We start from the raw sequence: 24,095 nt of genomic DNA on the forward strand, positions 1-24,095 counted from the left end.
GTTCGGAAGTCTCTGTTTCGCGAGACTGGATCAGTTCCGTTCAGCAACGCGAGGAGCCGGCCATGCCGCCGAAAGAGCCCGGAGCACGCGATCAGGAAGTGAACGGTTTTCTCTCGGAGGTGGAGCGTCTGTGCCAGGTCCGAGGGTGGCGTTCCTTCCGTCGCAACGACGGCCGCGGTCCGGCTCCGACGGGCCCGGCGGATCGATTCGTCCTGTCCGACGACCGGGCGCCGAACCCGCCCGGAGCCCGGACCGACTGCACGACGCGGGCGGCGCATCGCCTGCTCGTCGCCCACCTGGAGACCGTTTCGGCGGTCCTCATCGACCTGCCGCCGGCCGCCCTGCTGGCCGCCTCGGACGCCGCCGTCGAGCTGGTCAAGGGCGTTCTGGCCGAGGACGCGGCCGGGTTCGAGGCGTCGACGGCGATCAGCCTGGCCGGTGAGGCACGACAAGTGGCAGAGAGCGCACTCACCGATCCGCACCTGTCGTCCGTCTGGGTGGCCAGGAGACTGAGCGTCTCCGAGCGAACGTTGCAACGGGCGTTCCGCGCCGAGGGGGAGACCCTGATGACGTACGTACGGCGGAGGCGGATCGAAAGCGCGCTGGCCGAACTGATCGGGACAGTGCCACGACCCAGCGTCATCGAGGTGGCCGCCCGATGGGGTTTCTCCGACAGCAGCCACCTGATCCGGGTCTGCCGCAAGCTCTACGGCCAGACCCCGACGCAGTACATCCGCGCCCACACCCAGGCCGAGCAGGAGCAGCCCGATTGAGGCAGACGGTCACCCCGGTGAGACAGGCTCCACTGTGCCGCCTTGGCCACGCCGAGCTTCCCTGCAGTTCCATGGTTCTCCCCGTGGGTGTCGCTGTCCTACGACCGAATCGCAGGAATCAGCGGACTTACTGCCGGTGCCCGAATGCCTCAGATCCGGAACCGTCTGCCTCGAAACTCGCAAGCTCGAGTTGTCGCGCCGGTGTTGTAACGTTCGCGGGTGACCAGCGCGACTCACGCCACGTGGCGGCACGAACTCGGTGACTTCCTCCGGCGCCGCCGGGAGTCGATCGCGCCGGCCGAGGTCGGGTTGCCGCCGGGTGGGCGGCGCCGGACGCCGGGGCTGCGCCGGGACGAGGTCGCCGAGCTGGCCAACATGTCGGCGGTCTACTACGAGCGCCTCGAGCAGGGCCGGGGTCCGCAACCGTCGGCGACCATGCTGAGCAGTCTGGCCCAGGCGTTGCGGCTCAGCACCGACGAGCGCGACCACCTGTACCGGCTGACCGGGCAGACCGCGCCGGTGGCGCCCGAGCCCGCGGGGTACGTCGATCCCTCGCTTTTCGCGGTCCTCAACGCGGCCGCGTACACCGCGCCGGGCTTCATCGCCGACGAGCTCGGCACGGTCGTGGCGCAGAACGCTCTGAACGTCGCCCTGTTCGGCGAGTTCCTGACCCGGCCGGGCTGGGCGGGCAACGTCGTCTGGCTGTGGTTCACCTCGCCGGAGTGGCGGCTCACCCTCGATCCGGAGGACCAGCACGACCAGACCAGCCGGGCGTACGTGGCCGACCTGCGCGCCGTCGCCGGTCGCCGGGACGCCGAACCCCGGGCCGCCGCGCTGGTGGCGGAGCTTCGCTCGGTCAGCCGCCGGTTCGCCGAGCTGTGGGACGAGCATCAGGTCTCGGTCCTGCACTGCGCCACCAAGCGCGTCGTGCACGAGCAGGTCGGGCGGCTCGACCTGGACTGCACGGTGACGCTGAGCCCGCTCTCCCGGCAGCGGATGCTGTTGCTGCACCCGGTGCCGGGCACCCCGGCCGCGGAGCGGCTGGCGCGGCTCGTGACCTCGCTGGGCCTTACCCCGGCCGGGCGCTGAGGGTCCCACCGATCTTTCAGGCGGAGGCACGCTCCGGCCGGCGGGAACGGTAGGCCGCACCGATCACGTCGGCCAGCGCGTCCGGCGCCGACAACAACGGCGAGTGCGAGGTGGCGAAGGCGACCACCGTGGTGGGCCGGGCCGACACCGCGTCGATCTCGCGGACGAACCGGGTCTGCAGCGCGCGCGGCACGACGCGATCCTCGCTGCACAGCACGTAGGTGTGCGGCACCGATCCGTACCGCTCAGCGGTGACGGTGAGCGTCTCGCCGGCGATGCCGGCCGGGGCGTCGGGGCTCAGCAGGCCGATGGCCGCGTCGGCGACCTGCTCGTCGACGTCGTGATAGAAGACTTCGCGCATCGCAGCGTGCCGGGATCGGTCGCCGACGTCGATACGCAGGGCGCCGACGGCAGCCGGGTCGGCGGCCAGAAGTCCGCCCACCTGCCCCTCGGCCGCCTCCGGCGTGGAGAAGTACTCCGCGGTGGACAGGCCGGCCACCGGGACATAGGCCGTCACATAGATGAGCTCGGCGAAGAGTTCGGGGGCCAGTTCGGCCGCCGCGGTGGCGACGATCCCGCCCATGCTGTGCGCGACGACCACACACGGCCGCCCACCGCCGGCCTGGCGGATCTGCTCGACCAGCAAGGCCGCGGCCGATGAGGCGGTCACAGCGGCCGACGGCGACGGCTCGGTCGCGAAGGCCGCCGGGTCGAACGGCCGGGCCCAGCGGGCCGCGAGGGAACGCCCGTTCAGGCCGTGCCCTTCGAGATCGACAGCGAGAGAGGGTACGCCACGAGCGGCCAGAGACCCGGTCACCGGGCTCCAGCACCAGCTTCCGTGCCACAACCCGTGAACCAGGACGATCGGAGTGAGGTCGGTCATGGCCAGAAACGTAGAGCCCGGCCGGATCGCCAACCACGCATCAACAGTACGAGGCTGAGGAGCCGCCGCGAGCCGCGCGCGTCTCGGAAGGCCGGTCTTCCCGGCTACGGAGGCCACAAACGGATCGCGGCTCGCATCTACCTCTGTGAATCGACGTTCCTCAGAGGAGATTCATGCGTCTGCGTTGGAAACTGGTCGCCGTGACGGCGCGAGCGGCACTGGAGCCTGACGATCGTCGGCGGTCAGGCGGCGTCGACGATGGCGGTGACCCGGATCTCCACCCGCATGGCCGGGTGACCGAGCGCCGCGACGCCGAGCTCGGTCCAGATCGGCGCGCGGTCACCCATGCGCTTGCGGAACTGCTCCACCATGACGCGGTTGTGCGCTTCGAAGCCGTCCGCGCCGAGAACGTGATACGAGTCCACCGAGATGACGTCACCCCAGGTGGCGCCGGCCTGGGCCAGGGTCCGCCCGAGATTGTCGAAGGCCTGCGTGATCTCCTCGTCGAGGGTGCCGGGGAACGTGAAGTCGTCGTGCCAGCCACCCTGTCCGGACGTCTCGACGCGGTTGCCGACCCGCACCGCCTGGTTGTAGTGCAGGTTGGCCAGTTGCGTGTCGCCGTACCCCGGAGTGGCGTGGAACGTCGGCTCGGTCATCCCGATCCCCTCTCTCAAAGCTTCATGTGTGAAGTGAAACGTACACCGGGATACGTCACGCGTGAAGTAATGAGGGACGAGTATGGTGATTGTCATGACGACCACCGAGAGCCCCGGCCACGGTGTGGACGACCCTGGCGAGGCGCTCTGGCTGACTCCCGCGGAAAAGGAAGCCTGGACCGGGCTGATCTCGATGATCCTGCTCGTGCCCGGGCGGCTGGAGTCTCCGCTGCAGCACGCGGCCGGCATCACGCTCTACGAGTATCTGACGCTCAGCCACATCTCGGACGCTCCCGGCCGCCGGCTGCGGATGACCGAGCTGGCCTATCTGACCAACGGCTCGCTCTCCCGGTTGTCCAACGTCGTCCGGCGCTTCGAGCAGCGCGGCTGGGTGGTGCGCTCACCCGACCCCGACGACGGCCGGTGCACTCTCGCCGCTCTCACCGACGCCGGCTACGACGTGGTCGTCGCGGCCGCGCCGACCCATGTGCGCGCGGTGCGGCAGGTCGTGCTCGACCATCTCAGCGTCACCGACCAGCGGGCGCTGGCCCGGATAGCGGCCAAGCTGCGGGTACGACCCGTCGACCAGGATTGAACCGGCGCCCGTCGACCAGGATTGAACCGGCGATCAGCGCAGGGCCCGCAGGGTGACCGCGGTGACCCAGCCGTACGCCAGATGGGGGATCAGGTCGCTGACCCAGTCCGCCGCCTTCCAGGTGCGCGGGTCGGTGACGTGCAGGGCCGTCATGGGCCCGCTCGAGGCCAGCATGCCCAGCACGGTCAGCGCGGCGGTCGAGGTCGCGGTGGGGAGCCGGTGCCCGCCCGCCACGGTGTAGGCGACGGCCGCGGCGGTCGAGGTCGCGTAGCCCAGCAGCGGGCCCAGGCCGCTCTTGCGGTTGCCGGCGGAATCCTCGTCACCCAGAGGCACGTGAGCCAGTTCGGCGAGCTTGGCGACGCTGTCCTCGCCCGCCGTGCTGGCCGGGCGTGCCCGCACCGCCATGTCCAGGTAGGTGACCGCGTTGAGCGCGGTCGCGCCGGCCGCGCCGGCCACGAGGCCCTTCAGGGTTTCGTTCATGCCGCGGCGTACCCGGCGGTTCCCCGGCTACACGCCGGCGCCCCTCCTGGCCAGGCTGTCCGGCATGGCCGGTTTATTCCGGCCCGGCGGGGGGAGTCGGCGGGCATGGAGAGAGGTAGCAGCAAACACGGCACGCGTCTCGACGAAGAGATGAAGCAGGAGGTGCGCGGCAACGTTCAGGGCATCGCCGGCAGCCGGGTCGAGGACTGGAAGACACCCGAGCCGGCCGGGGAGGATCAGCCCGAGGTGACCCGGGTGCCGGACGTCGACGAGCGCAACGATCTCAGCCGGTTCGGGCGGTACATCGGGCTGTCCAGCATGCCCGGGGATCGCGAAGCCCTGCGTCAGGGCGCCGAGACCCTCGGGGCGCCGGACGACGTGCTCGACGACCTGGATCGGCTGCCGGACGGCGTCGTCTTCCACACCGTCACCGAGATCTGGGCCGCCCTCGGGCGGGGCTCGGCCGAGCGTTCACCCCGATGATCGCGGCCGCCGCCGAGGCGTGACGCCTACCGCGCGGCCAGGTTGCGCAGGAGCAGCGCCTCGGCGAGGCAGGTTCGGGTGAACTCGCCGAGGTGCAGGCTCTCGTTCGGTCCGTGCGCGGCGCAGTGCGGATCCTCGATGCCGGTGACCAGGATCGCCGCCTCGGGATACCGCCGCTGGAAGGTGGCGACGCACGGTATCGAGCCGCCGATGCCGACCTCGACCGGGGCGACGCCGTCCCAGGCCGCGGTGCAGGCGGCGCGGGCCGCGTCGTACGCCGGTCCCGTCGTGTCCAGGACGCATGGCGCGCCGGCGCTTTCCAGCGTCACCTCGAGGCGCGCTCCCCAGGGCCCTCCGGATAGTCGACCGTGGTGTCCTCGCGGCCGGCGAGCCCGTCCACGGCGACCTCGCCGCCGGCGTCGTGCAGGGTGCTCAGCAGGCGGGCCAGCACGGTCAGCGCGTCCGGCGCCGGGCGGCCGAGCAGGCGGCTGGGCGCGGCGTCGCGTACCGTGCGGACCTCGACGAAACAGCTGACCAGACCGAGTAGCGACGTCGTCAGGGCGGGTCGCCCGATGTCCCAGTTGTCGGAGTCGGCGACGACGATCACGTCGGCCCGCAGCCGGTCGGCGTGCTCGGTCAGGAGCCGGTCGAGGGAAGCCGAGCCGTACTCCTCCTCGCCCTCGACGAAGCAGACGATGCCGACCGGGACGTCGTCGCCCAGGGCCCGCAGCGCGGCGACATGGGCGAGCACGCCGGCCTTGTCGTCGGCCGCGCCCCGCCCGTAGAGCCGCCCGTCGCGTTCGACCGGCTCGAACGGGTCACCGTCCCACAGCGTCGGATCACCGGCCGGCTGGACGTCGTGGTGCGCGTAAAGCAGGACGGTGGGCGCGCCGGGCGGCGCCGCCCGCTGCCCGAGGACGGCCGGTTGACCGCCGGAGCGTACGACCGTGGTCTGTAGCCCGCAGCCGCGCATCAGCCCGGCGACGGCCGCGGCGGACCGCTCGACGTGCGAGTGGTCGAAGCCGTCGAAGGCAATTCCCGGGATCCGGATCAGGCGTTCGAGGTCGGCCCGGACCCCGGGCATCTCCCGCTCGACCGCCGCGCGCAGCTCGTCGTCGGACCACGTCCTCATGGCGTCCCCTCGGATCGATCGAACGGTGGCAACTGCTGCGGACGGTCAGGACCCTGAAGGCGATCTTCAGCCCGCGGTCGTGAGCATGCGTGCGTGCTGCAGCGGGGGAGCGCCGTACCGCCGGTGGTAGTCCCGGTTGAACTGCGAGGCGCTCACATAGCCGACGGCGGCGGCGGCCGAAGCCGCCGTGTGGCTGCCGGTGGCGAGCAGTTGCCGGGCGCGCTGCAACTTCAGCTGTTTGTGGAAGCGCATCGGGCTCGTGCCGGTGACCCGCCGGAAGTGCTTGCCCAGGGTGACCGGACTGCAGTGCGCGACGGCGGCCAGCTCGGCCAGCGAGACCGGCCCGGCCAGGTTCCCGGCGAGGTGGGCGGCCGCCCGGCGTACCGCGGCGACCTTGCCGGAACTCATCGCCGCCGCCAGCGACCCGCCCAGCGGGCCGGTGAGCACCCGGTAGAGGATCTCCTCCTCCGCCCGTCGCGCCAGCACGCCGGCCTGATCGGGCTCGTCGTTGAGCTCCACCCACCGCGAGACGGCGTCCACGAGGCGCCGGTCCATCACCGCGGTCGTGAACGCGCCGCGGTCGGGCAGAGCCGGTCGGTGGCCACCGCTCGCTTCCAGCACCAGGTCGGCCACGATCTGCTCGTCGAGCACCAGCGTGGCCGCCCGGTACGGGGCGTCGAACACCGCCGAGACCGGCGCGTCGACCAGACCGACGAACACCTCGCCCCGGTGCACGCTCAGGGCCTTGTCACCGGCCAGAAGGCTCTTGGCGCCGCGCGCGACGAAACACACCATCGGCACGTAGCGCACGTCCAGGGCCGCCGCGTTGTCGTCCACGCTCACCAGCGCCTGCCGGGCCACACCGGTCGGAGTCCCGAAGCCGGTCGCGTGCCGTTCGACCAGGGCGCACAGATCGTCGAGCGCGTCGGCGGGATCGGATCGGGCAATCATGCGACCAGTCTGCCCCATGATCGTGAGGTCGTCCCGCCGTAGCGTCGTGAGAAACAAGCACGTCAGAAGGGTGTGCAGCAATGACACAGCAGGTTGATCTCATTTTCCGGTACCGCATCAAGGACGGCGAGCAGGACCGTTTCGAGCAATACCTCGATAAGGTGGTCGGCGTCACCGAGGCGGAGGAGCCGTACGTCCTCGAGTACCACATCTACATGCAGGCCGACGGCACCGTTCTCCAGCACGAACGGTACGCCGACGAGGACGCCATCTACCGTCACCTGCACGTCACCGCGGAGGGCCAGGCGGACTGGGCGGCGGCCACCGAACTGCTCGACATCATGGTGGTCGGCCGGCTCAGCCAGGCGTTCTGGGACGCGTACGACAGTCCGGTCGTCAGCCGGTACCGCCGCTTCCGCGAGATCGCCCGGCCCTTCCCGGCCTCGGAACCGGCCGGAACCTAGGTCACGATCCCGCGGGGCCGAGGAGGTCGGCGAGGCGCCGGGCGTCGTCCGAGCCGGCCGTGGGGTGATAGATCACCAGGGCCTGTTCGGGCATCCCGGCGATGGTCAGCCGTTCCAGGTGCAACCGCAGCGGCCCGGCGACGGGATGCCGCAGCAGGGCCAGCTCGGTGTCCCGGGTGACGACGTCGTGCCGGTCCCACAACTGACGGAAGACCGCGCTGCGCTCCGACAGCTCGGCGACCAGCTCCAGGAAGTCGGGGCGGGCCGCGCCCCGGCCGACCGTGTCCCGCACGACCGCGACGAACCGTGCGGCGGTCGCCGGCCAGTCACGGTAGAGGTCCTTCTCGGAGCCGACCAGGAAGAACGAGCGCAGCCGGTTCTTCCCGGTGCTGAGCTCGGGCGAGATGAGCGAAGCGCCCCGGTTGGCCGTGAGGACGTCGAAGTTCCGGCCGGTCACGAAGGCCGGCAGGGGCAGCAGCCGGACCAGGTTCTCGACGCTGGGCGGCACGTGTTCGCCGGTCGCCGGCGTCGCCGTGTCCTCGCTCGCCGCGGGGGCGGCCAGGCTGGTCAGGTACGCGGTGGCCGCGTCGTCCAGCCGCAGCGCCCGGGCCAGGGCCTGCAGGACCTGGTGCGACGGTGTTCCGCCGCGTCCCTGCTCCAGGCGCAGGTAGTAGTCGGCGCTGATGCCGGCCAGCAGGGCGACCTCCTCGCGCCGGAGCCCGGTCACCCGCCGCCGGCCGGCTCCCCCGGGCAGTCCGACGTCGCCGGGGCGGAGCCGGGCCCGGCGGGCCCGGAGGTATCCCGCGAGCAGATCGTCGGCCATATGTGGATGGTAGCGACGGCCCGGGACGGGGACGGCCGGCTCGACCGGAGCGGCTCAGCGCGCGAGGAGCTCCCGCAGCAAGCCGGTGATCTCCTTCGGCGCCGACTCGGCCATGAAGTGACCGGCCGTGACCAGGTGATGGTCCAGGTCGGGGGCCCAGGCACGCCAGACGGCCGAGGCGTCGTAGCCGAGCTGGGCGCCCCAGTCCTGCTGGATGACCGTCACCGGCATGGTGAGCCGGCGTCCGGCGTCGAGGTCGGCCTGGTCATGGTCGATGTCGATACCGGCCGAGGCGCGGTAGTCGGCCACGATCGAGGGGACGGCGGCGGCACTGGCCCGCAGGTACTCCGCGCGCACGTCGGCCGGGATCGAGGCCGGGCCGGTTCCCCAGGCGTCCAGGAAGTAGCCGAAGAACGCGTCCGCGCTGTTGCTGATCATCGTCTCGGGCAGGTTCGGCGGCTGGGCCATCAGGTACAGGTGGAAGGCGACCGCGGCCGAGACGCCGTTGAGCACCTTCCAGGTGTCCAGCGTGGGAACGACGTCCAGGCAGGCCAGGTGGGTGATCACGTCCGGGTGGTCGAGGCCGGCGCGGAACGCCACGAGCGCGCCCCGGTCGTGACCCACCAGGGCGAAGCGTTCGAAGCCGAGCTGGGCGGCCAGCGCGACGATGTCGTCGGCCATGGTGCGTTTCGCGTACGTGGCCGCGTCGCTCGCCGGCGGCTTGGAGCTGGCGCCGTAGCCGCGCAGGTCCGGGCAGATCACGGTGTGGTTCTCGGCCAGGGCGGCAGCGACGTGGCGCCACATCAGGTGGGTCTCCGGGAAGCCGTGCAGCAGGACGACGGGGCTGCCCGTGCCGCCGACGGCCACGTTGAGGTGCACGCCGTCGGCGACCTCGATCCACTCGTACCGGAAATTGTCGATCGTTGTGCTCATGACGACCACTGTGCCGAGCGCCGATGAGCATCCGATGAGCAGCGCCGGTGACGACGGGCGGCCAGCGCCGCCGGTCGGCACCACCGGACCGTTCGCGTAGGCGACGACGACCTCCTGCAAGCCGGCGGTGATGCCCGGGTTTCCCGGGAGCCGACCGGAGGGCACCGTCCGGTCCGGTCCGTCACACCAGACGGCTGAGGGCGAGCGCGGACGGGGACCCGGGCTCGGCCTGATAGGTGATGATCACGAGGCCGTCGGCGCCGGCGATGGTCAGCGCCTGCCGGCGGAGCGACAGCGGGCCGGCGGACGGGTGATCGAAGTGTTTGATCTCGTTGCTCATCCGGTGGACGTCGTTGTCGTCCCAGAGGGCGCGGAAGCCGCTGTCGGCCCGCATCGACTCGATCAGCGCCCGGGTCGCCGGGTCGCGCTGGTCGGCCTCGGCGCGCAGCGCGGACGCGGTCTGCCCGGCGACGTCGGCCCAGTCCGGGAAGAGCGTCCGGGCCTCGGCGGTCCGGAAGATGCCGCGCACCAGGTTCTGGCCCGGCCGGTAGAGGGCGGACAACATCTGGCCCGCCTTGTTGGCCGCCAGCACGTCGAAACGACGGTCCCGGACGTACGCCGGATGGCTCCACGAATCAAGGAGCTGCCGCACATCCTCGCCGACGTCGCCCGGCCCGCCACCGGACGGGGCCGGGAAGGCCAGCGAGCGCAGGTGAGCCGTCTCGTCCCGGTCGAGCCGGAGCGCGGCGGCTAGCGCGGCCACCACCTGGCCGGACGGGTTCCGGTCGATGCCCTGCTCGAGCCGGGTCAGGTAGTGGACGCTGACCCCGGCCAGCCCGGCCAGCTCGTCACGGCGCAGACCGGGCACGCGGCGTCGCCCGTACGAGGTCACCCCGGCCTCGTCCGCCCGGACCCGGGCCCGGCGGGCCTTGAGGAAGTCACCGAGCAGGTTGTCGCCCACCGCGCCAGCGTAGCCCTGGCAGGGTGCTGGTTGCCGGGCCCGCGGCGCGAGACGGTCGGGTCATGAAGACATGGTTTATCACCGGTGCGTCGCGCGGCTTCGGCCGCGTCTGGGCTCAGGCCGCTCTCGAGCGGGGCGACCGGGTCGCCGTGACGGCGCGCCGTCCCGACACCTTCGAAGACCTGACCGAGGCGTACGGGAACCGGGTTCTCCCGCTCGTCCTCGACGTGACCGACCGCCCGGCCGTGTTCGCGGCGGTGGCCCGGGCCGAGCAGACGTTCGGCCGGCTCGACGTCGTGATCAACAACGCCGGGTACGGGCTTTTCGGCATGGTCGAGGAGACCACCGAGGCGCAGGCCCGCGCGCAGCTGGAGACGAACTTCTTCGGCGCGTTGTGGGTGACCCAGGCCGTCCTGCCGATCCTGCGCCGGCAGGGCAGCGGGCACCTCCTCCAGGTGTCGAGCATCGGCGGTATCGGCGCCTTCCCCACGCTCGGGTTGTACAACGCCTCGAAGTGGGCGCTGGAAGGGTTGAGCGAGGCGCTGGCCGCGGAACTCGCCCCGCTCGGGCCCCGGGTGACGATCGTGGAGCCGGGCCCCTACGGCACCGACTGGTCCGGCGACTCCGCGCGGCACACCGAGCCGATCGCGGCGTACGAGCCGGTCCGCGAAGCGCGCCGGGCCGGTGCCGCCGTCCGCGCGCCGACCGATCCCGCCCTCACCGCCACGGTCATCCTCCAGCTGGTGGACGCCGGGAACCCGCCGCTGCGCCTGTTCGTCGGCCCGTATCCGTACCCGGTCGCCGAGAAGTTGTACCGCGAGCGGCTCGCCACCTGGGCGGAGTGGCGCTGGCTGGCCGAGCAGGCCGCGGAGTCGTGAGGCCGGCAGCCCGGCGTCTCATCGGGGACCGGGCCCGGCCCATGAGTTCGCTGCATGGCGGCCATGACCGAATCGACTCGTCGCGCGATTCTGCCGGCGGCACGGTTGATCCATGATTACCGACCCCAGTGAACTCTGGACGATTCAGGAACGCGGCATTCCGCTGTACATGAACAACACGCTGACGATCCGGCCGGAACGCCGGGACGAGTTCGTCGCCGCCCTGCGGGACGTCCTCCCGCACGCCCGGGCCGAGGCCGGGTGCAGCTATCTCGAGGTCGGCGAGCTGACCCGCGACCCCAACGTCTTCATCCTCTCCGAGGGCTGGCGCGACCTCGTGGAGTATCGCGACGAGATCCTGGCCAAGGATTACTTCCAGAAATACCTGAAGATCAGCGAGGACGCCTACGCCGTGCCGCGGGTCGTGGAACTGCTGCGGCCGGTCGACGTCTCGTCCTGAGACACCGCGGACAGCTGAGCGGCGGCCTGCGTGGTGGCCGCACTGCCAACGAAACGGGCCACCGCGAGCGAGGTCTCGTCCGCCCGCCAGACGAGCCGCACCCTGGCCGGAGCCAGCCCTCGGACGCTGAGCACGGCGACATCCGACGGGATCCCGTTGTGTTCCACGTACGGCCGGGGCAGGAACGCTGTCGCCGTGCCCAGGCGGACCTGACCTAACAGTTTCTGCCCGTCGTTGACCTCCGGCCCGGCGACGACCTGGTCGCTGACGCCTTCGGCGCCCAGCCAGTACGCCCGTTCGGTCGGGCTGTTGCCGGCCCAGGTCACGACCGGGTACGGCAGGAGCTCGGCCCGGTCGACGACCTGCCGCGCGGCGAGCGGATGCGAGCGGGACACCAGCGCCACACGTTCGTAGGCGCCGAGCACTTCGGACTCGAGACCGTCGTGCTCGAGCTCACCACTGAGCAGGGCGATCTGCGTACGCCCGGCGCGCAGATCGTCCAGCTGGCGGAACCAGTCCGTCTCGACGGCTTCGGCGTGGTCGCCGGGGTGCTGAGCCTGGTGGGCCCGGATCAGCTGATGCAGGGTCACCAGATCGCAGCCGCGGCAACTGATCGCCAGCGGCGGCTCGTCGAGCTCGGCCCGCCGCGTCTCGGCGACAGCGGTCTCGACGTGCCGGAGGATGTCCCGTGCCTGATCGGCCAGCACCTTGCCCGCCGCGGTCGGCGCGACGCCGCGTGGTGTGCGGTCGAGCAGCGTGACCCCGACGGCGCGTCCCAGGCCGGCGACGGCCCGCGACAGCGCGGACTGGGTGACGGTCAGCCGTTGCGCGGCCGCGCCGAAGCCACGCTCGTCGGCGACGGCCAGGAAATAGCGCAGGTGCCGTAGCTCCACGTCCGGCATGCGATCAAGTCTGCCACGGGGTCACCGGCCTCCGGCCCGGGTGATCGACGTCGCACCACCGGCCGGCGCCGGGGAGTTCGCCGCGCGGTAACGGCCGGGCGGGACGCCGAACCGGCGGCGGAAAGCGGCCGCGAAAGCGAAGGCGTTCGCGTACCCGACCCGCCGCGCGACGGAGGCCACCGTGGTGTCGGGCTGCCGCAGCAGGCGGGCGCCGGACCGCAGCCGCCAGTCGGTCAGGTAAGCCATCGGAGGCGTGCCCGTCGCCGCGGTGAACCGGCGGGTGAACGTCGTCCGGGACATCCCGGCCAGACCGCCCAGCTGTTCCACGGTCCACGACCTGTCCGGCCGGTCGTGCATCGCCCGCAACGCCTCGGCGACGCCCGGATCGGTGGTCACCGGCCGGTCGGACGCGTCGTATCTCTCCTGCAGGTGCCGCATGATGGTGACCAGCACCACGTCGATCAGCCCGGCCTGCTGGGCCGCCGAGCCGGCGCCCGGATCGGTGTAGTCCCGGCGCAGCATCTCCACCACCCCCGGCAGCTGAGGATGACGCTGGTAGTCCGGCGTGAACGCCACGACGTCGGGCAGCTGCCGCAGGGCGGCCGGCACGCCGCGGTCGATCGGATAGGTGGCGCAGAGGAACTCGAAGTCGACCGGTACGGGCGAGGGCGGCAGGTCGGCCATCACCACCTCGGGCAGATCGGCGAGCCGGCCGGGGGAGCGGGAGATGCCGTGCTCGGCGCCCGCGGCGGTGAACACCACATCACCGGGTCGCAGCGCGACCGGCTCGGCGTCGTGGGTGAGGAGCCAGCCGTCACCGGTCAGCAGCACGTGAAAGCCCATCCGGCTCATCGCCGGGAAACGCAGGCCGCGCGGCCCCGTCTCGGTGACCCGGCGTCCGTTGGCCCGGCCGACCCGAAGGCTGTCGATCATCGCCGAGATCATGTCCACCGGGGCGAAGCTAGCACGCACGCGTATGTGCTCGGGTCGTCCGGACATGGGCGCCGGTCCGGGGTCGTGCTTCGGTTGGGCCGTGATCGAGACCCTGACCGCGAACGCGGACCGAACCGAACACCAGAGCCGGCCCACGACCGAAAGCTTGCGAGCCGCGCGTGAGGCGGGCGCGTTCGCTCTCGGCACGCCCCGGGAGTACGGGGGCGCCGGAGCGAGTGCCACGGAGGTCTCGCGGCTGCTCACCGACATGGGCCGGGCCTGTCCGTCGACGTCCTGGATAGCGGGCACCTGTCTGACCGCGAAGGTTCTCTCCGCCGTTGTCGTCGACTTCGACGAGACTGCCCGGGCCGAGTTCTTCGGCGATCCGGACGCCCTCTTCTGCGGGTCGGGCAAGCCGGGAGGCACCGGCGTGCGGGAGGGCGACGGAGTTCGCGTGTCCGGTCGCTGGGCCACCGTGTCGGGTTGCGAGGACGCGGAGTGGGCCGGCCTCGCCGCGATGGTGGACGGCGACTTCTCCCTGGTGCAGATCCCCACGGGCAGCCTGCGGATCGAGCAGACGTGGTCGGTGGCCGGCATGCGGGGCACCGGCAGTCACACCGTGGTGGCCGAGGACGTCCTGGTTCCGGCCGGAAATGTGGGCGCGTTCCAGTTCCCGCCCGGTGCGATCATGCAGCTCTTCGGGCTGAGCGTGCTGGCCCCGATGGTCGGAGCGACGTTCGGGGCGCTGGATGTCGTCCACACGATGTTCGCGTCGGACCGCAAGCCGTTCATGACCGCGTACAACCGGATGAACGAGTCGCCCGGCGCCCGGCACTGGCTGGCCGAGGCCACCATGCTGGCCCGGCGGGCCGAACGCACGATGCTGGCGGTGGCCGCGGAGGCCGACTCGGGGGCCGAGCTCACCGCCGCCGACAACAGCCGGCTCCACCTCGACCTGGCCGAGGCGGCCCGGGACTGCCGCTCCGCAATGGAACGCCTGCTCGACCTGCACGGCTCGAGCGGCTTCGGCACGAGCAACCCGCTGCAGCGTTTCTGGCGGGACGTCGCGGTGGGCAGCCGGCACGCCCACCTCAACGGCTACCTGGCGATGGAGGGCTACGGTCGCGTGGTCTCCGGCGTGGAGTAGGCCGGCTCAGGCGTCCGGTTGCCGGGCCGGCCCGGTGTCACCGGCGGCGACCGGCCAGCAGGCCGCGCGGCGGGATCGAATACACCTGGACCGGGCGTACGCCGTACCGGCCCAGGATGGCGTTGACGGCCATGGCGCCCGAGGCGGCCGAGCGTTCCATCAGCGCGCACGGGAACGGCATGCGGACCCAGTCGCCGGCCAGGAACAACCCGTCGGCCTCGGTGACCACGCGCGGGCGGGTGGCGTCGCTGCCCACGTGGAACGCCGGGGCGTCGCGGCCGATCCGGCTGTCGCTGTCGACGGCCCGCAACGTGGGGATCTCGGGCCAGATCCCGGCGATCGCCGACCACATGTCGCGGGCGGCCGGTCCGGCCTCGATGTCCGAGTCGGCGGCGTACGCGTGCAGTTCCACCACGGCGCCGCCGGTGCGCCGGGCCCATTGCGCCGAGCCGCGCTCGATGCGGTGGAACAGGCTCACCGAGTCGAGCAGCGGCTCCCGGGCCACCCCGCTGAAGACCGCGCGTTCCGCGGCGACGTCCCGGTCGGTCCAGACCCGGCTCACCGCGTACGGCGCGGTGGTCCCGACCGTGTCCATCTCCGTCCTCAGCCGGGCCGGCAGGCTCGGGGAGGCGGCGACGATGGCGCGCGCGGACGCCGGGTCGGTCGCGAGGACGACGTGCTCGGCCGGGACCTGCTCGCCCCCGGTGAGGGCGACGGTCCAGCCCGGTTCGATGTGGTCGACCCCGGCGCTGGTCCGGATCTGGCCGCCGAGCGCCCGCAGACGCTCGCTCAGCGGCGCCCAGATCGCCGACTGGTAGTCGTCATCGGGTATGTCGAAGTCCAGGCCCTCGCGGTTGCGCAGGAAGTAGAAGTGGAACTGCATGATCATTTCAGCCGCCGACATCTCGGTCGCGCGGTTGAAGAACGAGTGGGCGAACACGTCGAACATCACCGTCCGGGCCCTGTCCGGCATGGCCAGCCGGTCGAGGAACTCCGCCGCCGGCATCGAGTCGAACTCCCGGTACGTCTCGGCCCGCGAATACCGCAGCAGGGCCAGCGACGTCGGCCCGTCGACGTCGCGCATCTCGCGCGTCCGCAGGCTGGGGGAGCGGGCCATCAGCGCGAGCAGGCTCCACGGCGGGACGCCGGGCAGACCGCCGAAGTCCTCGTCCGGCCACTCCCGCGACACCACCGGATAGTGCGGGGCGGGGCGCAGGAAGGCCAGCGACGGGTCGACCCGGCGCAGGATGTTGCGCCAGTTGTAGTACTGCCGGAAGAAGGCGTGGAAGCCGTGGTCGACCATCTGGGTCGACCCGTCGGCCAGTTTCTTGGGCCAGGCCGAGAGCCGGCCGCCCAGCCGCTCGTCACGTTCCAGCAGGGTCACCTTGACGCCCCGCTCGGCCAGCAGCAGCGCCGCCGACATCCCGGCGATGCCACCGCCGATCACCACCGTCCGCACGGGCTGGTCGACCGTGGGCGGCAGCGATCGGTCGACGCGCACCAGGCGGTGGGCATGGCGGCTGGTGGCGCCGGCTCGGCGAGAAGCGTTCATGCCCTCATCTTCCCGCCCGCCGAAGATCCAATCCTTTCGCCCCCGCCCCGCGCTCTCCGAGGTCAGGCCGCGGCTCCCGGGCCGGTCAGCAGGTCGATGTCGCCGGGGCCCATCGCCTCGCCGCAGTGGGCGCACCGCAGCTCGGCCCGGCTGACGTGGCCGCAGGCGTGGTGGCGGTGCAGGACGGGCGGCCCCGCCTCGCCGGCCAGCCACTTGTCGCCCCAGGCGGCCATCACCATCAGCACCTCGGCGAGTTCGGTCCCCTTGCCGGTCAGCACGTACTCGTAGCGCGGCCGCCGGTCGTAGGGCCGGCGCTCCAGCACTCCCTGGCCGACCAGGTGGTTCAGGCGCTCGGTCAGGACTTTGCGGGAGATGCCCAGGTCGGCCTGGATCTGGTCGAACCGGGTGAGCCCGGCCCAGACGTCGCGCAGGACCAGGGGAGTCCACGGCTCGCCGAAGACGTCGAGCGTGCGCGCGATCGAGCACGCCATGTCGCCGAACTGAGTGCGTTGCATGGGGGAAGACTACCCAATCAGGGTTCCCTCAGGGAACTCACGCTGTTACGGTTCCGGCGAGAAGCGCGACACCGGACCCGACCGACGTTCGAGGAGCCACCGATGATCCGTCCCGACGTACGCCGCGTGCTCGACAGCACCGCGCTGGCCCACCTCGCCACCGTCCGTCCGGACGGTTCACCGCACACCGTCCCGCTCTGGATCGGCACGCAGGACGAGCACATCGTCTTCCTCACCGGTCCGCAATCGCGCAAGGCGCGCAACCTGCGGCAGGACCCGCGAGTGGCGCTCTCTCTGGTGGCCGAGGACAACCCGTACGAGCCGATCGTCGTCCGCGGCCGGGTCGTCGAGTGGCTCGAAGGGGACGCCGCGTGGCCGATCATCGACCGGATCGCGGTCAAGTACACCGGCCGGCCGTATCCCCGCGGGGAGGAGCGCGTCGTCGCGGTCGTGGAGCCCGGACGGCAGACCGTCGGCGTGGGATGAAGCCACCCCGTCCCGATCGCCGTCGATGACCGGTCGGCTGCGTAGCGAGCCCCGGAGGTGGGTAACTCCGCCGGCGTGACGGGTCGGGGTTTCGTACGGTCGTGGGCGGACGCCTGGCGGCGGCTCCGGCAGCGGGTCGGCTGGCTCGACCACCTTGTCCGGGCGGCTCTGCGGTACGACCAGGCCGACGGTGGCCGGCTCGCCGCCGCCGTGACGTACTACGCGTTCTTCGCCACCTTCTCGGTCGGTCTGCTGGCCTTCGCCGTCTTCGGCCCCGTCCTGGACAATCCGGCGGTGCTGGGTTCGGTGCAGCGCTACACGGCGGACAACGTGCCCAACGTCGACGTGCAGACGCTGCGCACCGCCCGGAACACCGCGGGCATCGTCGCCTTCCTCGGCCTGCCGATCGCCGGGTGGTTCTGGATCGACGCGGTGCGCTCCTCGATCCGCAAGATCTGGGAGGTGCCGGAATACCCCGGCCGCCTCGTCGTGCGCGTGCTGGTCGACCTGCTCGTGCTGGCCGGGCTCGGGGCCGTGCTGGCCGCCTCGCTGGCCGTGGCCTACGCCACGACCGAGATCGCCAACCGGGTCGTCGACGCCGCGCACCCCGGCGCCACCCCGTCGCGGTGGCTGCTGTCGGCCGTCGGGCTCCTGCTCGGCATCGGGGTGAACGCGGTGCTGGCCGCCGGCATGCTGACCGGCCTGCCCCGGTTGCGGATGCCGGCGCGCCGGGTCGTGGCGCCGGCGTTGCTGGTCGGTGTCGGCCTGGAGCTGCTCAAGACCCTCGGCCGCTGGTACGTGCACGCGACCGAGGCCAACCCCACCTACCAGCTGGTCGCCGGGTCGGCCGGGCTGCTGGTGTTCCTCAACGCGATCAATCAGCTGGTGCTCTTCGCCGCCGCCCTGACCGCGACGAGCACCGCAGGCCGTCCGGCCGACCTCACCGGCGAAGGCGGCAAGGACGTGACCCCAGCCGGCCCCGATCAGCACTTCCACGCGGCGGCCGGCGATGACAGCCGCAACGATCCGGCATAGGCCCGTCCGGCGGGGGTAGGCGGGCGCGCACACGACGACGAACGGAGGACGTCATGGCCGGCTCGTGGCTGCTGGGATCGGAAGACCGGCACACCCGGGACGCACCGCCGCGCGCGGTGTTGCTCGCCGTCGTCCAGGACGACCGCACCGACGACGGCGCCCCCGGTACGCCGACCTCGCTGCGGGAGCTGGAGCGGCTGGCCGACACGGACGGACTGACCGTGGCCGGCACCCTGGTGCAGGGCCGTGACCGGCCCGACCCGGCCACCTACGTCGGCTCGGGCAAGGTCGGGGAACTGGCCGCCACGGTCGAGCGGTGCGACGCCGACGTGGTGATCGCCGACGGCGAGCTCAGCCCGGGACAGGCGCGGAACCTGCGCGACGAGGTCGGGGTGCCGGTGGTCGACCGTACGGCGCTGATCCTCGACATCTTCGCCGAGCACGCCCGGACCAGCGAGGGTCGGCTGCAGGTGGAGCTGGCCCAGATCGCGTACCAGTTGCCGCGGTTGCAGGGCGCCGGGCGCACCATGTCCCGGGTCGGTGGTGGCCGGGTGGTCGGCGGGGCCGGCATGGGCGTCCGTGGTCCCGGTGAGATGCGCCTGGAGGTTCAGCGCCGCCGGTTGCGCCGGCGGGCGGCCGGGCTGCGCGAGCGGGCCGCCGAGCTGGGCCGGCGGCGCGAACGCACCCAGCGTCGTCGTACCCGCAACCAGGTTCCCTCGGTGGCGATCACCGGCTACACCAACGCCGGCAAGTCGGCCTTGCTGAACCGGCTCTCCGGGGCCGGCGTGCTGACCGAGGACGTCCTGTTCGCCACGCTCGACCCGACCGTCCGGAAGGTGACCGTCGACGGGCTGACCTTCACGCTCACCGACACGGTGGGCTTCGTCCGCAACCTGCCGCACCAGCTCATCGAGGCGTTCCGGGCGACCCTGGACGAGGTCACCCGGGCCGACCTGGCGCTGCATGTCGTCGACGCGTCGGCGGCCGATGCGCTCGACCAGATCACCACCGTCCGCGGCGTGCTGCGGGAGATCGGCGCGGAGCAGGTGCCCGAGGTGCTGGTCCTGAACAAGATCGATGTGGCGTCGCCCGAGACGGTGGCCGCGCTGCGGCGGTCGTACCCGGACGCGTTGCAGGTCTCGGCTCTGACCGGCGCCGGGATCAGCGATCTGCGGGAGGCTTTGGCCGGCCACCTGCGGGCGGTCGCCGGGAGGGCCGAGCTCAACGCGTCGTGAGCCGGCCCGGACGATCAGCCCTGCGTGGTCCGGGCGGCCACATCGTCCAGTACGGCCCGCAGGTGCCCGGTGCGGCGGTAGGTCTCGCGTTGCCGGGTGGCGCCGTCGCCGCGTTCGCGGAGCCGGGCGAGCCCGTTCACGACCAGGTCGAGGTCGCCGGTGTGCAGCAGGGCCGGGCTGACCGTGGCGAAGAACTCGTTGACCAGGTCCCAGGCGGGCCGGGCCTGGCCGAGGCGCAGGTCGATCAGGGTGTGGGTGAGACCGTCGCGGGCGGCGCGCCAGTGGGCGCCGGCGAGCACGCAGTCGCGGACCCGGGCGGCCGGGCGGCCGGCCGCGATGTCGGTGAGCGCGGTGGCCACGGCCGCGCGGACCAGCGCGGCGGCCAGGACGGTGTCGTCGACGTCGGTGCAGACGTCGTTGACCCGGATCTCGACGGTGGGATAGGTGGGTGACAGCCGGGCGTACCAATAGACCATCGCCGGATCGAGCAGCACGCCGGAGACGACGAGATCGGCGACCGTGCGGTCGTAGTCGGCGGCGGAGTCGAACCACGGGGTGGGTGCGACTCCGGGCCAGCGCAACAGTTGCACCGACCGCCAGCTGGCGTGACCCGTGTCGGCCCCGTTGAACAGCGGTGAGTTGCCGGTGAGCGCCCGGATGACCGGCAGCCACACCTGCAGGTGGTTGCTGACCTGCACGGCGAGCTCGCGGTCGGGGATACCGACGTGGACATGCAGGCCGCACACGGCGGGGTCGCCGGCGACGGGCCCGAACCGGTCGGCGATGGCCCGGTACCGGGGCTGATCCGGCACCGAGGGATCGCTTTCGCCGACCGGGGTGGCTCCGAGCGCGACCAGCCGTACGCCGAGGTCGTCCGCGGCCCCGGCGGCGGCCCGGCGCAGGCTGACCAGCTGACTCCGCAGGTCGGGAAGCTCGGTGCAGACTCCGGTGACCATCTCGACCATGCTGCGCCGGACCTCCAGCCGGCCCTGCGCCCGCATCCCGTCCGGGAGCGCGGCCACGACCTCGCCGGCGACGGGCCGGTTGGCGCCGGTGTCGGGGTCGAGCAGCAGGAACTCCTCCTCGACCCCGATCGTCAGGGCGCCCGGGCCGGCGCCGATCGGGGTGCCGGCGCCGAGAATCGCGGATGTCATCGGGCGTCTCCTTCTGCGTGCGGGACAGCGGGCCGGTCCCGGCAAAACGGCGACGCTTACCCCGGCACCCACCCCGAAAACCTCGCAATCGGGGCTAACTGCCTCCTCGTCCCGAGCCGTCTCAGGTGGCGACCACGCGGATCGTCTTCAGGGACGGATCGGCGACGTCGGGCACGAGCATCCCCGCCCGCACTCCCGAGGTCAGATAGTCGATCGTGTCCGCGGTGATGACCTCGCCCGGCGTGAACACCGGGACGCCGGGCGGGTACGGGCTGGCCATCTCCGCGGCGATGCGTCCGGCGGCCTGCTCGGCGGGCACCTGCTCGGTACGGCCGAAGAACGCGTCACGAGGCAGCATCGCGGTCTCCAGCTCCAGCGCGCGCGGCTCGGGCAGCTCCACGGGCGGTGGCCGTTCGATGCTGTCGTGCTCGTCGACCAGGCGGCGAAGGGCGTCGACCAGCCGCTTCTCGGTGGCGTCGTCGTCGGCGTGGGTGAGCTGTGCGCCGAGGTGACAGCTGTCGGCCGAGCCGATGTCGACCTGACACGTGGCCCGCAGCCACTCGGCGGCCTGATAACCGCTGATGCCCAGGCCGCGCACGTCGACGGTCAGGTGCAGCGGGTCGAGCTCGGCGGCGCCGCCGGGGCCGATGACGTCCGCGTCCATGAGCCTGAGGCCCGGCACCTCGGCGAGGGCGGTACGGATCCGTCCCGCCCGGGCCAGCGCCGCGCCCAGCAGCTCTTCACCCCGCTCGACCATGTGCCGGCGCCACCCGTCCAGGGTGGCGTAGATCAGCGACGACGAGCTGGTGGTGCCGAGCAGGTCCTCCCGGTCCTTGAGCACCGCCGGGTCGACCCGATCACCGCGCAGGTGGAACACCGACGACTGCTCGATCGCGCCACCCATCTTGTGCACGCTGGTGACGACCAGGTCGGCCCCGGCGTTCATGCCCCAGGCCGGCAGGCCGGAGTGGAAGGGCAGATGCGCGCCCCACGCCTCGTCGACGATCAGCGGTACGTCGTAGCGGTGACAGACCTCGGCGACGCCGGCGATGTCGGCGCAGGAACCCCAGTCGGTCGGACTGATCAACAGCATCCCCTTGGCGTCCGGGTTCGCGCGCAGGGCCTGCTCGACGTCAACGGGCTCGGGCGGGTGTGCCAGCTGCCAGTCCGGATCGAAGTGCGGATGGACCCAGACCGGCCGGATACCACTGATGATCAGTCCGGCGACGACCGACTTGTGGGCGTTGCGCGAGACCAGCAGCTTCTCGCCCGGCCCAGCCACCGAGATCATCGCGGTCTTGACCGAAAGGGAGCTCCCACAGGTCGAGAAGAACGTCGTATCCGCGTTGACCGCGTCAGCCATCAGCTCCTGTGCCTGCTCCAGCACGCCCTGGGACTGGCGCCGGTCGTCGAGGCCGTTGAGCGACAGCACGTCCGAGGCGAACACCCCCGCGCCGACGACGTCGACCACCCGGGGGTCGGCGCCGCGGCCCTGTTTGTGCCCGGGCGGGCCGTAGACGACGTCGCCGCGGCGCCGGAACTCCTGCAAGGCCTCCAGCACAGGTGCCCGAGAGTGGTCCATCATCGGTCGTCCTTTCCGATCGGCCACCGATCGCGATTCCCCTTGGTCCCGTGCCGGGCCGCGTACCCCGCGGCCGGCACGTCATGTCCCGACGGGGCTTCGTCCCCTTCGGTGCCGGTCATCGGGTCCGCGAATGAGAGCCCGGACGGTGGGAACACGCCCAGTCATGTCCGATCAGCCCGACACGCCTCCCACGATCACCGACCTGTCCGAGCTGACCCGTCTGGTGGACGAACGGCCCGCCGACGGCGAGCTGTTCCTGCGCTGGTCGCTGGGGCCGGCGGTGGATCTGGCCCAGGACCCCGGCGGTTCGAGCCGGGACACGCTGACCGGGATCCGGCTGCCCGGCTTGTCGGCCAACCCGCTGGCGGTCGAGGGCTGGTGGGGTGACCGGTCGCGCCGGCTCTGGGCCGCCCGTCGTCTGTACGACTACCGCCACCTGTACGAGAACGGCGCCCGTCCCTGGGTGCTGGTGGGGGAGAGCTGCGGTCGCGGCCCGGACAACGAGCCGCTGGTGCGGTGCCGGCGGCCGGTCGCGTGGGTCGCCGACGCGGTCATGGCCGAGGCGCTCGTCCGGGAGCAGAACGGCGACGCCTGGGGCCCGCTCGACCGGGCCCGCCATCTCAACAACCGCTGACCCGCGCGGTCTCCCTTCGGGTGGATGAGGAGCGCTTCCGTGGGTACGCGCAGATGCTCCGGTGGCGCTGGGCCGCCGGTCGGCCGAGGAAGGACGCCATGTCGAAGAACGTGAACCAGGACGAGGCCCGGGCCGCGGTGCGCGACGCCAAGCGGCACGGACAGAGCGCCAGTGAGGCGGGGGTGTCGACCGGGGCCTCCAAGCAGATCGATCACCACACGCACAAGGAGCGCAGCAAGGAGGACACGCCGAGGGGCGGCAAGTCCTGAGGAGCCGGCGGCCCGGGTTCCCCCGGGCCGCCGGACTGCTTCACGCCGGGACCGACGCGTTCGGATTGCCCTCGAGCCAGCTGATGTGCTGCGTGAGGCTGGTGATCTTCCAGCCGTCCGCGGTGCGCGCCAGCTGGTGGTCGTACGAGCCGCGCATCAGATAGAAGTCGCCGCCCGGGGCGTCTTTCTTGTAGTGCTGGGCGTACATGTACGAGTAGCAGGTCGCCTTGTCCGGGTCGGTCTCGTCGAAGACCACCCGATGGTTCGGGCTGATGTGCTGTCGCGCGGTCCAGGTCTCCAGCGCGCCCGACGCGAACCCGACGAACTGGTCGCGCGGGAAGTCGGCCGCCGGCAGACCGGCCTCGGAGAAGTCGATGTGGACCGGGTCGGTCATGGTCGAGGCGAAGGCCGGCCAATCGGCCTGGTCGATGGCCACGGCGTAGGCGATGACGAGGTCGATGATGGCGTTGCGGTCCTCGATTCGCTGGATGCGGGCTGCAAGGCTGTCGGTGCTCATGGTTGATGCCTTCCGGGGTGGTCCGCCCACGACGACATCACCGGGTGGCGCGGCGGAGGCGGCCCGGTGTGGCATCATGGTGAGCGAACGTCAGTAGCAAACAATCTGTCTGCTACTTAGAAAAAGTAAGTGGGGTTGATCGTCGTGTCAAGCGCTTCCCCGTCACTGTTCGCCGAGCCCGGCCCGGAATCCGGCGACGGCGTGTGTGAGACGTTGAGCGAACCCTTGTCGCAGGTCATGACGTTGCTCGGCAAGCGCTGGACCGGGGTGGTGTGGAGCACGCTCATGCAGGGCCCGGTCTATTTCAGCGACCTCAAGCGCGGCATCCCCGGCATCAACGACCGGATCCTCAACGAGCGTCTCGTCGAGCTGGTCGACCTCGGTCTGGCCACCCGTACGGTGATCGACGACCGGCCCATCCGGGTGCGTTACCAGCTGACCGAGCGCGGCGCGGCCATCCGCCCGGCCCTGGCCGAGCTGACGCGCTGGGCCCAGGACCACCTGGGCGAGGCCGGCCGACCCGGCCGGTGAGAGATCGGCCCGGCTGATCCCGGCGGACCGGGGTCAGGA

28 protein-coding genes and 1 pseudogene are annotated in these 24,095 nt (G+C 71.9%); 14 read left to right on the forward strand and 15 right to left on the reverse strand.

Annotated features, from left to right (window positions below):
* Positions 1 to 62: 62 nt before the first annotated feature.
* Together HJC40_RS05295 and HJC40_RS05300 are read left to right on the forward strand one after the other, a co-directional pair.
* Positions 63 to 773, forward strand: coding sequence for a helix-turn-helix transcriptional regulator (locus HJC40_RS05295; RefSeq protein ID WP_249998594.1), 711 nt, complete (start codon positions 63 to 65; stop codon positions 771 to 773).
* A 219-nt stretch (positions 774 to 992) separates the two neighbouring features.
* Positions 993 to 1,862 carry a helix-turn-helix transcriptional regulator gene (locus tag HJC40_RS05300; RefSeq protein WP_249998595.1) on the forward strand — a complete coding sequence of 290 codons (870 nt, stop codon included), beginning with the start codon at positions 993 to 995 and terminating at the stop codon, positions 1,860 to 1,862.
* A 16-nt stretch (positions 1,863 to 1,878) separates the two neighbouring features.
* Here the strand turns inward: HJC40_RS05300 and HJC40_RS05305 are convergent, their stop codons facing one another.
* Together HJC40_RS05305 and HJC40_RS05310 are read right to left on the reverse strand one after the other, a co-directional pair.
* Entirely contained in the window at positions 1,879 to 2,745 is an 867-nt protein-coding gene (locus HJC40_RS05305; RefSeq protein WP_249998596.1) for an alpha/beta fold hydrolase, read from the reverse strand.
* A 242-nt stretch (positions 2,746 to 2,987) separates the two neighbouring features.
* Positions 2,988 to 3,401 carry a Rid family hydrolase gene (locus tag HJC40_RS05310; protein WP_249998597.1) on the reverse strand — a complete coding sequence of 138 codons (414 nt, stop codon included), beginning with the start codon at positions 3,399 to 3,401 and terminating at the stop codon, positions 2,988 to 2,990.
* 94 nt (positions 3,402 to 3,495) lie between these two features.
* Here HJC40_RS05310 and HJC40_RS05315 point away from each other — a divergent pair, with 94 nt between their 5' ends.
* Positions 3,496 to 3,996 (forward strand): MarR family winged helix-turn-helix transcriptional regulator, encoded by a 501-nt coding sequence (locus tag HJC40_RS05315; RefSeq protein ID WP_249998598.1) that lies wholly within the window; start codon positions 3,496 to 3,498, stop codon positions 3,994 to 3,996.
* 33 nt (positions 3,997 to 4,029) lie between these two features.
* Here HJC40_RS05315 and HJC40_RS05320 read toward each other — a convergent pair whose 3' ends face one another.
* A complete protein-coding gene (locus tag HJC40_RS05320; protein ID WP_249998599.1) occupies positions 4,030 to 4,476 on the reverse strand; it encodes a hypothetical protein in 447 nt (148 codons plus the stop codon).
* 105 nt (positions 4,477 to 4,581) lie between these two features.
* Here HJC40_RS05320 and HJC40_RS05325 point away from each other — a divergent pair, with 105 nt between their 5' ends.
* On the forward strand, positions 4,582 to 4,959 hold the full coding sequence (locus HJC40_RS05325) for a DUF2795 domain-containing protein (RefSeq protein ID WP_249998600.1): 378 nt from the start codon (positions 4,582 to 4,584) through the stop codon (positions 4,957 to 4,959).
* Between the two features lie 26 nt (positions 4,960 to 4,985).
* Here HJC40_RS05325 and HJC40_RS05330 read toward each other — a convergent pair.
* Positions 4,986 to 6,091 (reverse strand): annotated as a pseudogene (locus tag HJC40_RS05330) (M20/M25/M40 family metallo-hydrolase).
* A 66-nt stretch (positions 6,092 to 6,157) separates the two neighbouring features.
* Positions 6,158 to 7,042 carry an AraC family transcriptional regulator gene (locus HJC40_RS05335; RefSeq protein WP_249998601.1) on the reverse strand — a complete coding sequence of 295 codons (885 nt, stop codon included), beginning with the start codon at positions 7,040 to 7,042 and terminating at the stop codon, positions 6,158 to 6,160.
* Between the two features lie 80 nt (positions 7,043 to 7,122).
* Between HJC40_RS05335 and HJC40_RS05340 the strand changes: the two genes are divergently transcribed.
* The gene (locus HJC40_RS05340) at positions 7,123 to 7,506 is read left to right on the forward strand and encodes an antibiotic biosynthesis monooxygenase (protein WP_249998602.1); all 384 of its coding nucleotides are present in this window, start codon (positions 7,123 to 7,125) and stop codon (positions 7,504 to 7,506) included.
* Position 7,507: 1 nt separating this feature from the next.
* On the opposite strand, the gene HJC40_RS05345 is transcribed toward HJC40_RS05340, so the two are convergent.
* The 3 genes from HJC40_RS05345 to HJC40_RS05355 form a co-directional block, all read right to left on the reverse strand.
* Positions 7,508 to 8,329: a helix-turn-helix domain-containing protein gene (locus tag HJC40_RS05345; RefSeq protein ID WP_249998603.1), complete on the reverse strand. Its 822-nt coding sequence runs from the start codon at positions 8,327 to 8,329 to the stop codon at positions 7,508 to 7,510.
* A 54-nt stretch (positions 8,330 to 8,383) separates the two neighbouring features.
* Positions 8,384 to 9,262 (reverse strand): alpha/beta fold hydrolase, encoded by an 879-nt coding sequence (locus tag HJC40_RS05350; protein ID WP_249998604.1) that lies wholly within the window; start codon positions 9,260 to 9,262, stop codon positions 8,384 to 8,386.
* A gap of 181 nt (positions 9,263 to 9,443) precedes the next feature.
* On the reverse strand, positions 9,444 to 10,223 hold the full coding sequence (locus tag HJC40_RS05355) for a helix-turn-helix transcriptional regulator (RefSeq protein WP_249998605.1): 780 nt from the start codon (positions 10,221 to 10,223) through the stop codon (positions 9,444 to 9,446).
* A 62-nt stretch (positions 10,224 to 10,285) separates the two neighbouring features.
* On the opposite strand from HJC40_RS05355, the gene HJC40_RS05360 reads away from it, so the two are divergent.
* Both HJC40_RS05360 and HJC40_RS05365 read left to right on the forward strand, forming a co-directional pair.
* The gene (locus HJC40_RS05360; protein ID WP_249998606.1) at positions 10,286 to 11,101 is read left to right on the forward strand and encodes an SDR family NAD(P)-dependent oxidoreductase; all 816 of its coding nucleotides are present in this window, start codon (positions 10,286 to 10,288) and stop codon (positions 11,099 to 11,101) included.
* Between the two features lie 112 nt (positions 11,102 to 11,213).
* Positions 11,214 to 11,561 carry a putative quinol monooxygenase gene (locus tag HJC40_RS05365; protein WP_249998607.1) on the forward strand — a complete coding sequence of 116 codons (348 nt, stop codon included), beginning with the start codon at positions 11,214 to 11,216 and terminating at the stop codon, positions 11,559 to 11,561.
* Here the strand turns inward: HJC40_RS05365 and HJC40_RS05370 are convergent.
* A complete protein-coding gene (locus HJC40_RS05370) occupies positions 11,507 to 12,463 on the reverse strand; it encodes a LysR family transcriptional regulator (protein WP_249998608.1) in 957 nt (318 codons plus the stop codon). The genes HJC40_RS05365 and HJC40_RS05370 overlap by 55 nt on opposite strands.
* Before the next feature lie 21 nt (positions 12,464 to 12,484).
* Complete coding sequence (locus tag HJC40_RS05375; protein ID WP_284042708.1) at positions 12,485 to 13,462, reverse strand: AraC family transcriptional regulator; 978 nt, start codon at positions 13,460 to 13,462, stop codon at positions 12,485 to 12,487.
* A 34-nt stretch (positions 13,463 to 13,496) separates the two neighbouring features.
* Here HJC40_RS05375 and HJC40_RS05380 point away from each other — a divergent pair, with 34 nt between their 5' ends.
* Entirely contained in the window at positions 13,497 to 14,543 is a 1,047-nt protein-coding gene (locus HJC40_RS05380) for an acyl-CoA dehydrogenase family protein (protein WP_249998610.1), read from the forward strand.
* Positions 14,544 to 14,580: 37 nt separating this feature from the next.
* On the opposite strand, the gene HJC40_RS05385 is transcribed toward HJC40_RS05380, so the two are convergent.
* On the reverse strand, positions 14,581 to 16,095 hold the full coding sequence (locus tag HJC40_RS05385) for an FAD-dependent oxidoreductase (protein ID WP_284042709.1): 1,515 nt from the start codon (positions 16,093 to 16,095) through the stop codon (positions 14,581 to 14,583).
* Between the two features lie 62 nt (positions 16,096 to 16,157).
* On the reverse strand, positions 16,158 to 16,610 hold the full coding sequence (locus HJC40_RS05390) for a helix-turn-helix domain-containing protein (protein ID WP_249998611.1): 453 nt from the start codon (positions 16,608 to 16,610) through the stop codon (positions 16,158 to 16,160).
* A gap of 102 nt (positions 16,611 to 16,712) precedes the next feature.
* Between HJC40_RS05390 and HJC40_RS05395 the strand changes: the two genes are divergently transcribed.
* The 3 genes from HJC40_RS05395 (at position 16,713) to hflX (ending at position 19,366) form a co-directional block, all read left to right on the forward strand.
* Positions 16,713 to 17,096: a PPOX class F420-dependent oxidoreductase gene (locus tag HJC40_RS05395; protein WP_249998612.1), complete on the forward strand. Its 384-nt coding sequence runs from the start codon at positions 16,713 to 16,715 to the stop codon at positions 17,094 to 17,096.
* Between the two features lie 75 nt (positions 17,097 to 17,171).
* A complete protein-coding gene (locus HJC40_RS05400) occupies positions 17,172 to 18,131 on the forward strand; it encodes a YhjD/YihY/BrkB family envelope integrity protein (protein ID WP_249998613.1) in 960 nt (319 codons plus the stop codon).
* A gap of 53 nt (positions 18,132 to 18,184) precedes the next feature.
* Positions 18,185 to 19,366, forward strand: a complete 1,182-nt coding sequence (gene hflX, locus HJC40_RS05405) for a GTPase HflX (protein WP_249998614.1) — start codon at positions 18,185 to 18,187, stop codon at positions 19,364 to 19,366.
* A gap of 14 nt (positions 19,367 to 19,380) precedes the next feature.
* Here hflX and HJC40_RS05410 read toward each other — a convergent pair whose 3' ends face one another.
* Both HJC40_RS05410 and HJC40_RS05415 read right to left on the reverse strand, forming a co-directional pair.
* Positions 19,381 to 20,520 carry a glutamate--cysteine ligase gene (locus HJC40_RS05410; protein WP_249998615.1) on the reverse strand — a complete coding sequence of 380 codons (1,140 nt, stop codon included), beginning with the start codon at positions 20,518 to 20,520 and terminating at the stop codon, positions 19,381 to 19,383.
* A gap of 121 nt (positions 20,521 to 20,641) precedes the next feature.
* The gene (locus tag HJC40_RS05415; protein WP_249998616.1) at positions 20,642 to 22,105 is read right to left on the reverse strand and encodes an aminotransferase class I/II-fold pyridoxal phosphate-dependent enzyme; all 1,464 of its coding nucleotides are present in this window, start codon (positions 22,103 to 22,105) and stop codon (positions 20,642 to 20,644) included.
* Between the two features lie 163 nt (positions 22,106 to 22,268).
* Here HJC40_RS05415 and HJC40_RS05420 point away from each other — a divergent pair, with 163 nt between their 5' ends.
* Positions 22,269 to 22,739, forward strand: a complete 471-nt coding sequence (locus HJC40_RS05420; RefSeq protein WP_249998617.1) for a DUF6098 family protein — start codon at positions 22,269 to 22,271, stop codon at positions 22,737 to 22,739.
* Positions 22,740 to 22,837: 98 nt separating this feature from the next.
* Complete coding sequence (locus tag HJC40_RS05425) at positions 22,838 to 23,008, forward strand: hypothetical protein (protein ID WP_249998618.1); 171 nt, start codon at positions 22,838 to 22,840, stop codon at positions 23,006 to 23,008.
* Between the two features lie 40 nt (positions 23,009 to 23,048).
* Here HJC40_RS05425 and HJC40_RS05430 read toward each other — a convergent pair whose 3' ends face one another.
* Positions 23,049 to 23,525, reverse strand: coding sequence for a nuclear transport factor 2 family protein (locus HJC40_RS05430; RefSeq protein ID WP_249998619.1), 477 nt, complete (start codon positions 23,523 to 23,525; stop codon positions 23,049 to 23,051).
* 144 nt (positions 23,526 to 23,669) lie between these two features.
* On the opposite strand from HJC40_RS05430, the gene HJC40_RS05435 reads away from it, so the two are divergent.
* On the forward strand, positions 23,670 to 24,056 hold the full coding sequence (locus HJC40_RS05435) for a helix-turn-helix domain-containing protein (RefSeq protein WP_249998620.1): 387 nt from the start codon (positions 23,670 to 23,672) through the stop codon (positions 24,054 to 24,056).
* The last annotated feature ends 39 nt before the right edge of the window (positions 24,057 to 24,095 follow it).

The organism is Actinoplanes sp. M2I2 (genome assembly GCF_023544445.1).
In the GTDB taxonomy this organism is placed as follows: domain Bacteria; phylum Actinomycetota; class Actinomycetes; order Mycobacteriales; family Micromonosporaceae; genus Actinoplanes.

What these genes read in the sequence shown, in the direction of transcription:
- HJC40_RS05295 (WP_249998594.1), top strand. Translation starts at nt 63, where the DNA reads ATGCCGCCGAAAGAGCCCGGAGCACGCGATCAGGAAGTGAACGGTTTT.
- HJC40_RS05305 (WP_249998596.1), bottom strand. Translation starts at nt 2,745, where the DNA reads ATGACCGACCTCACTCCGATCGTCCTGGTTCACGGGTTGTGGCACGGA.
- HJC40_RS05310 (WP_249998597.1), bottom strand. Translation starts at nt 3,401, where the DNA reads ATGACCGAGCCGACGTTCCACGCCACTCCGGGGTACGGCGACACGCAA.
- HJC40_RS05315 (WP_249998598.1), top strand. Translation starts at nt 3,496, where the DNA reads ATGACGACCACCGAGAGCCCCGGCCACGGTGTGGACGACCCTGGCGAG.
- HJC40_RS05320 (WP_249998599.1), bottom strand. Translation starts at nt 4,476, where the DNA reads ATGAACGAAACCCTGAAGGGCCTCGTGGCCGGCGCGGCCGGCGCGACC.
- HJC40_RS05325 (WP_249998600.1), top strand. Translation starts at nt 4,582, where the DNA reads ATGGAGAGAGGTAGCAGCAAACACGGCACGCGTCTCGACGAAGAGATG.
- HJC40_RS05335 (WP_249998601.1), bottom strand. Translation starts at nt 7,042, where the DNA reads ATGATTGCCCGATCCGATCCCGCCGACGCGCTCGACGATCTGTGCGCC.
- HJC40_RS05340 (WP_249998602.1), top strand. Translation starts at nt 7,123, where the DNA reads ATGACACAGCAGGTTGATCTCATTTTCCGGTACCGCATCAAGGACGGC.
- HJC40_RS05345 (WP_249998603.1), bottom strand. Translation starts at nt 8,329, where the DNA reads ATGGCCGACGATCTGCTCGCGGGATACCTCCGGGCCCGCCGGGCCCGG.
- HJC40_RS05350 (WP_249998604.1), bottom strand. Translation starts at nt 9,262, where the DNA reads ATGAGCACAACGATCGACAATTTCCGGTACGAGTGGATCGAGGTCGCC.
- HJC40_RS05360 (WP_249998606.1), top strand. Translation starts at nt 10,286, where the DNA reads ATGAAGACATGGTTTATCACCGGTGCGTCGCGCGGCTTCGGCCGCGTC.
- HJC40_RS05365 (WP_249998607.1), top strand. Translation starts at nt 11,214, where the DNA reads ATGATTACCGACCCCAGTGAACTCTGGACGATTCAGGAACGCGGCATT.
- HJC40_RS05370 (WP_249998608.1), bottom strand. Translation starts at nt 12,463, where the DNA reads ATGCCGGACGTGGAGCTACGGCACCTGCGCTATTTCCTGGCCGTCGCC.
- HJC40_RS05375 (WP_284042708.1), bottom strand. Translation starts at nt 13,462, where the DNA reads ATGTCCGGACGACCCGAGCACATACGCGTGCGTGCTAGCTTCGCCCCG.
- HJC40_RS05385 (WP_284042709.1), bottom strand. Translation starts at nt 16,095, where the DNA reads ATGAACGCTTCTCGCCGAGCCGGCGCCACCAGCCGCCATGCCCACCGC.
- HJC40_RS05390 (WP_249998611.1), bottom strand. Translation starts at nt 16,610, where the DNA reads ATGCAACGCACTCAGTTCGGCGACATGGCGTGCTCGATCGCGCGCACG.
- HJC40_RS05395 (WP_249998612.1), top strand. Translation starts at nt 16,713, where the DNA reads ATGATCCGTCCCGACGTACGCCGCGTGCTCGACAGCACCGCGCTGGCC.
- hflX (WP_249998614.1), top strand. Translation starts at nt 18,185, where the DNA reads ATGGCCGGCTCGTGGCTGCTGGGATCGGAAGACCGGCACACCCGGGAC.
- HJC40_RS05410 (WP_249998615.1), bottom strand. Translation starts at nt 20,520, where the DNA reads ATGACATCCGCGATTCTCGGCGCCGGCACCCCGATCGGCGCCGGCCCG.
- HJC40_RS05415 (WP_249998616.1), bottom strand. Translation starts at nt 22,105, where the DNA reads ATGATGGACCACTCTCGGGCACCTGTGCTGGAGGCCTTGCAGGAGTTC.
- HJC40_RS05420 (WP_249998617.1), top strand. Translation starts at nt 22,269, where the DNA reads ATGTCCGATCAGCCCGACACGCCTCCCACGATCACCGACCTGTCCGAG.
- HJC40_RS05425 (WP_249998618.1), top strand. Translation starts at nt 22,838, where the DNA reads ATGTCGAAGAACGTGAACCAGGACGAGGCCCGGGCCGCGGTGCGCGAC.
- HJC40_RS05430 (WP_249998619.1), bottom strand. Translation starts at nt 23,525, where the DNA reads ATGAGCACCGACAGCCTTGCAGCCCGCATCCAGCGAATCGAGGACCGC.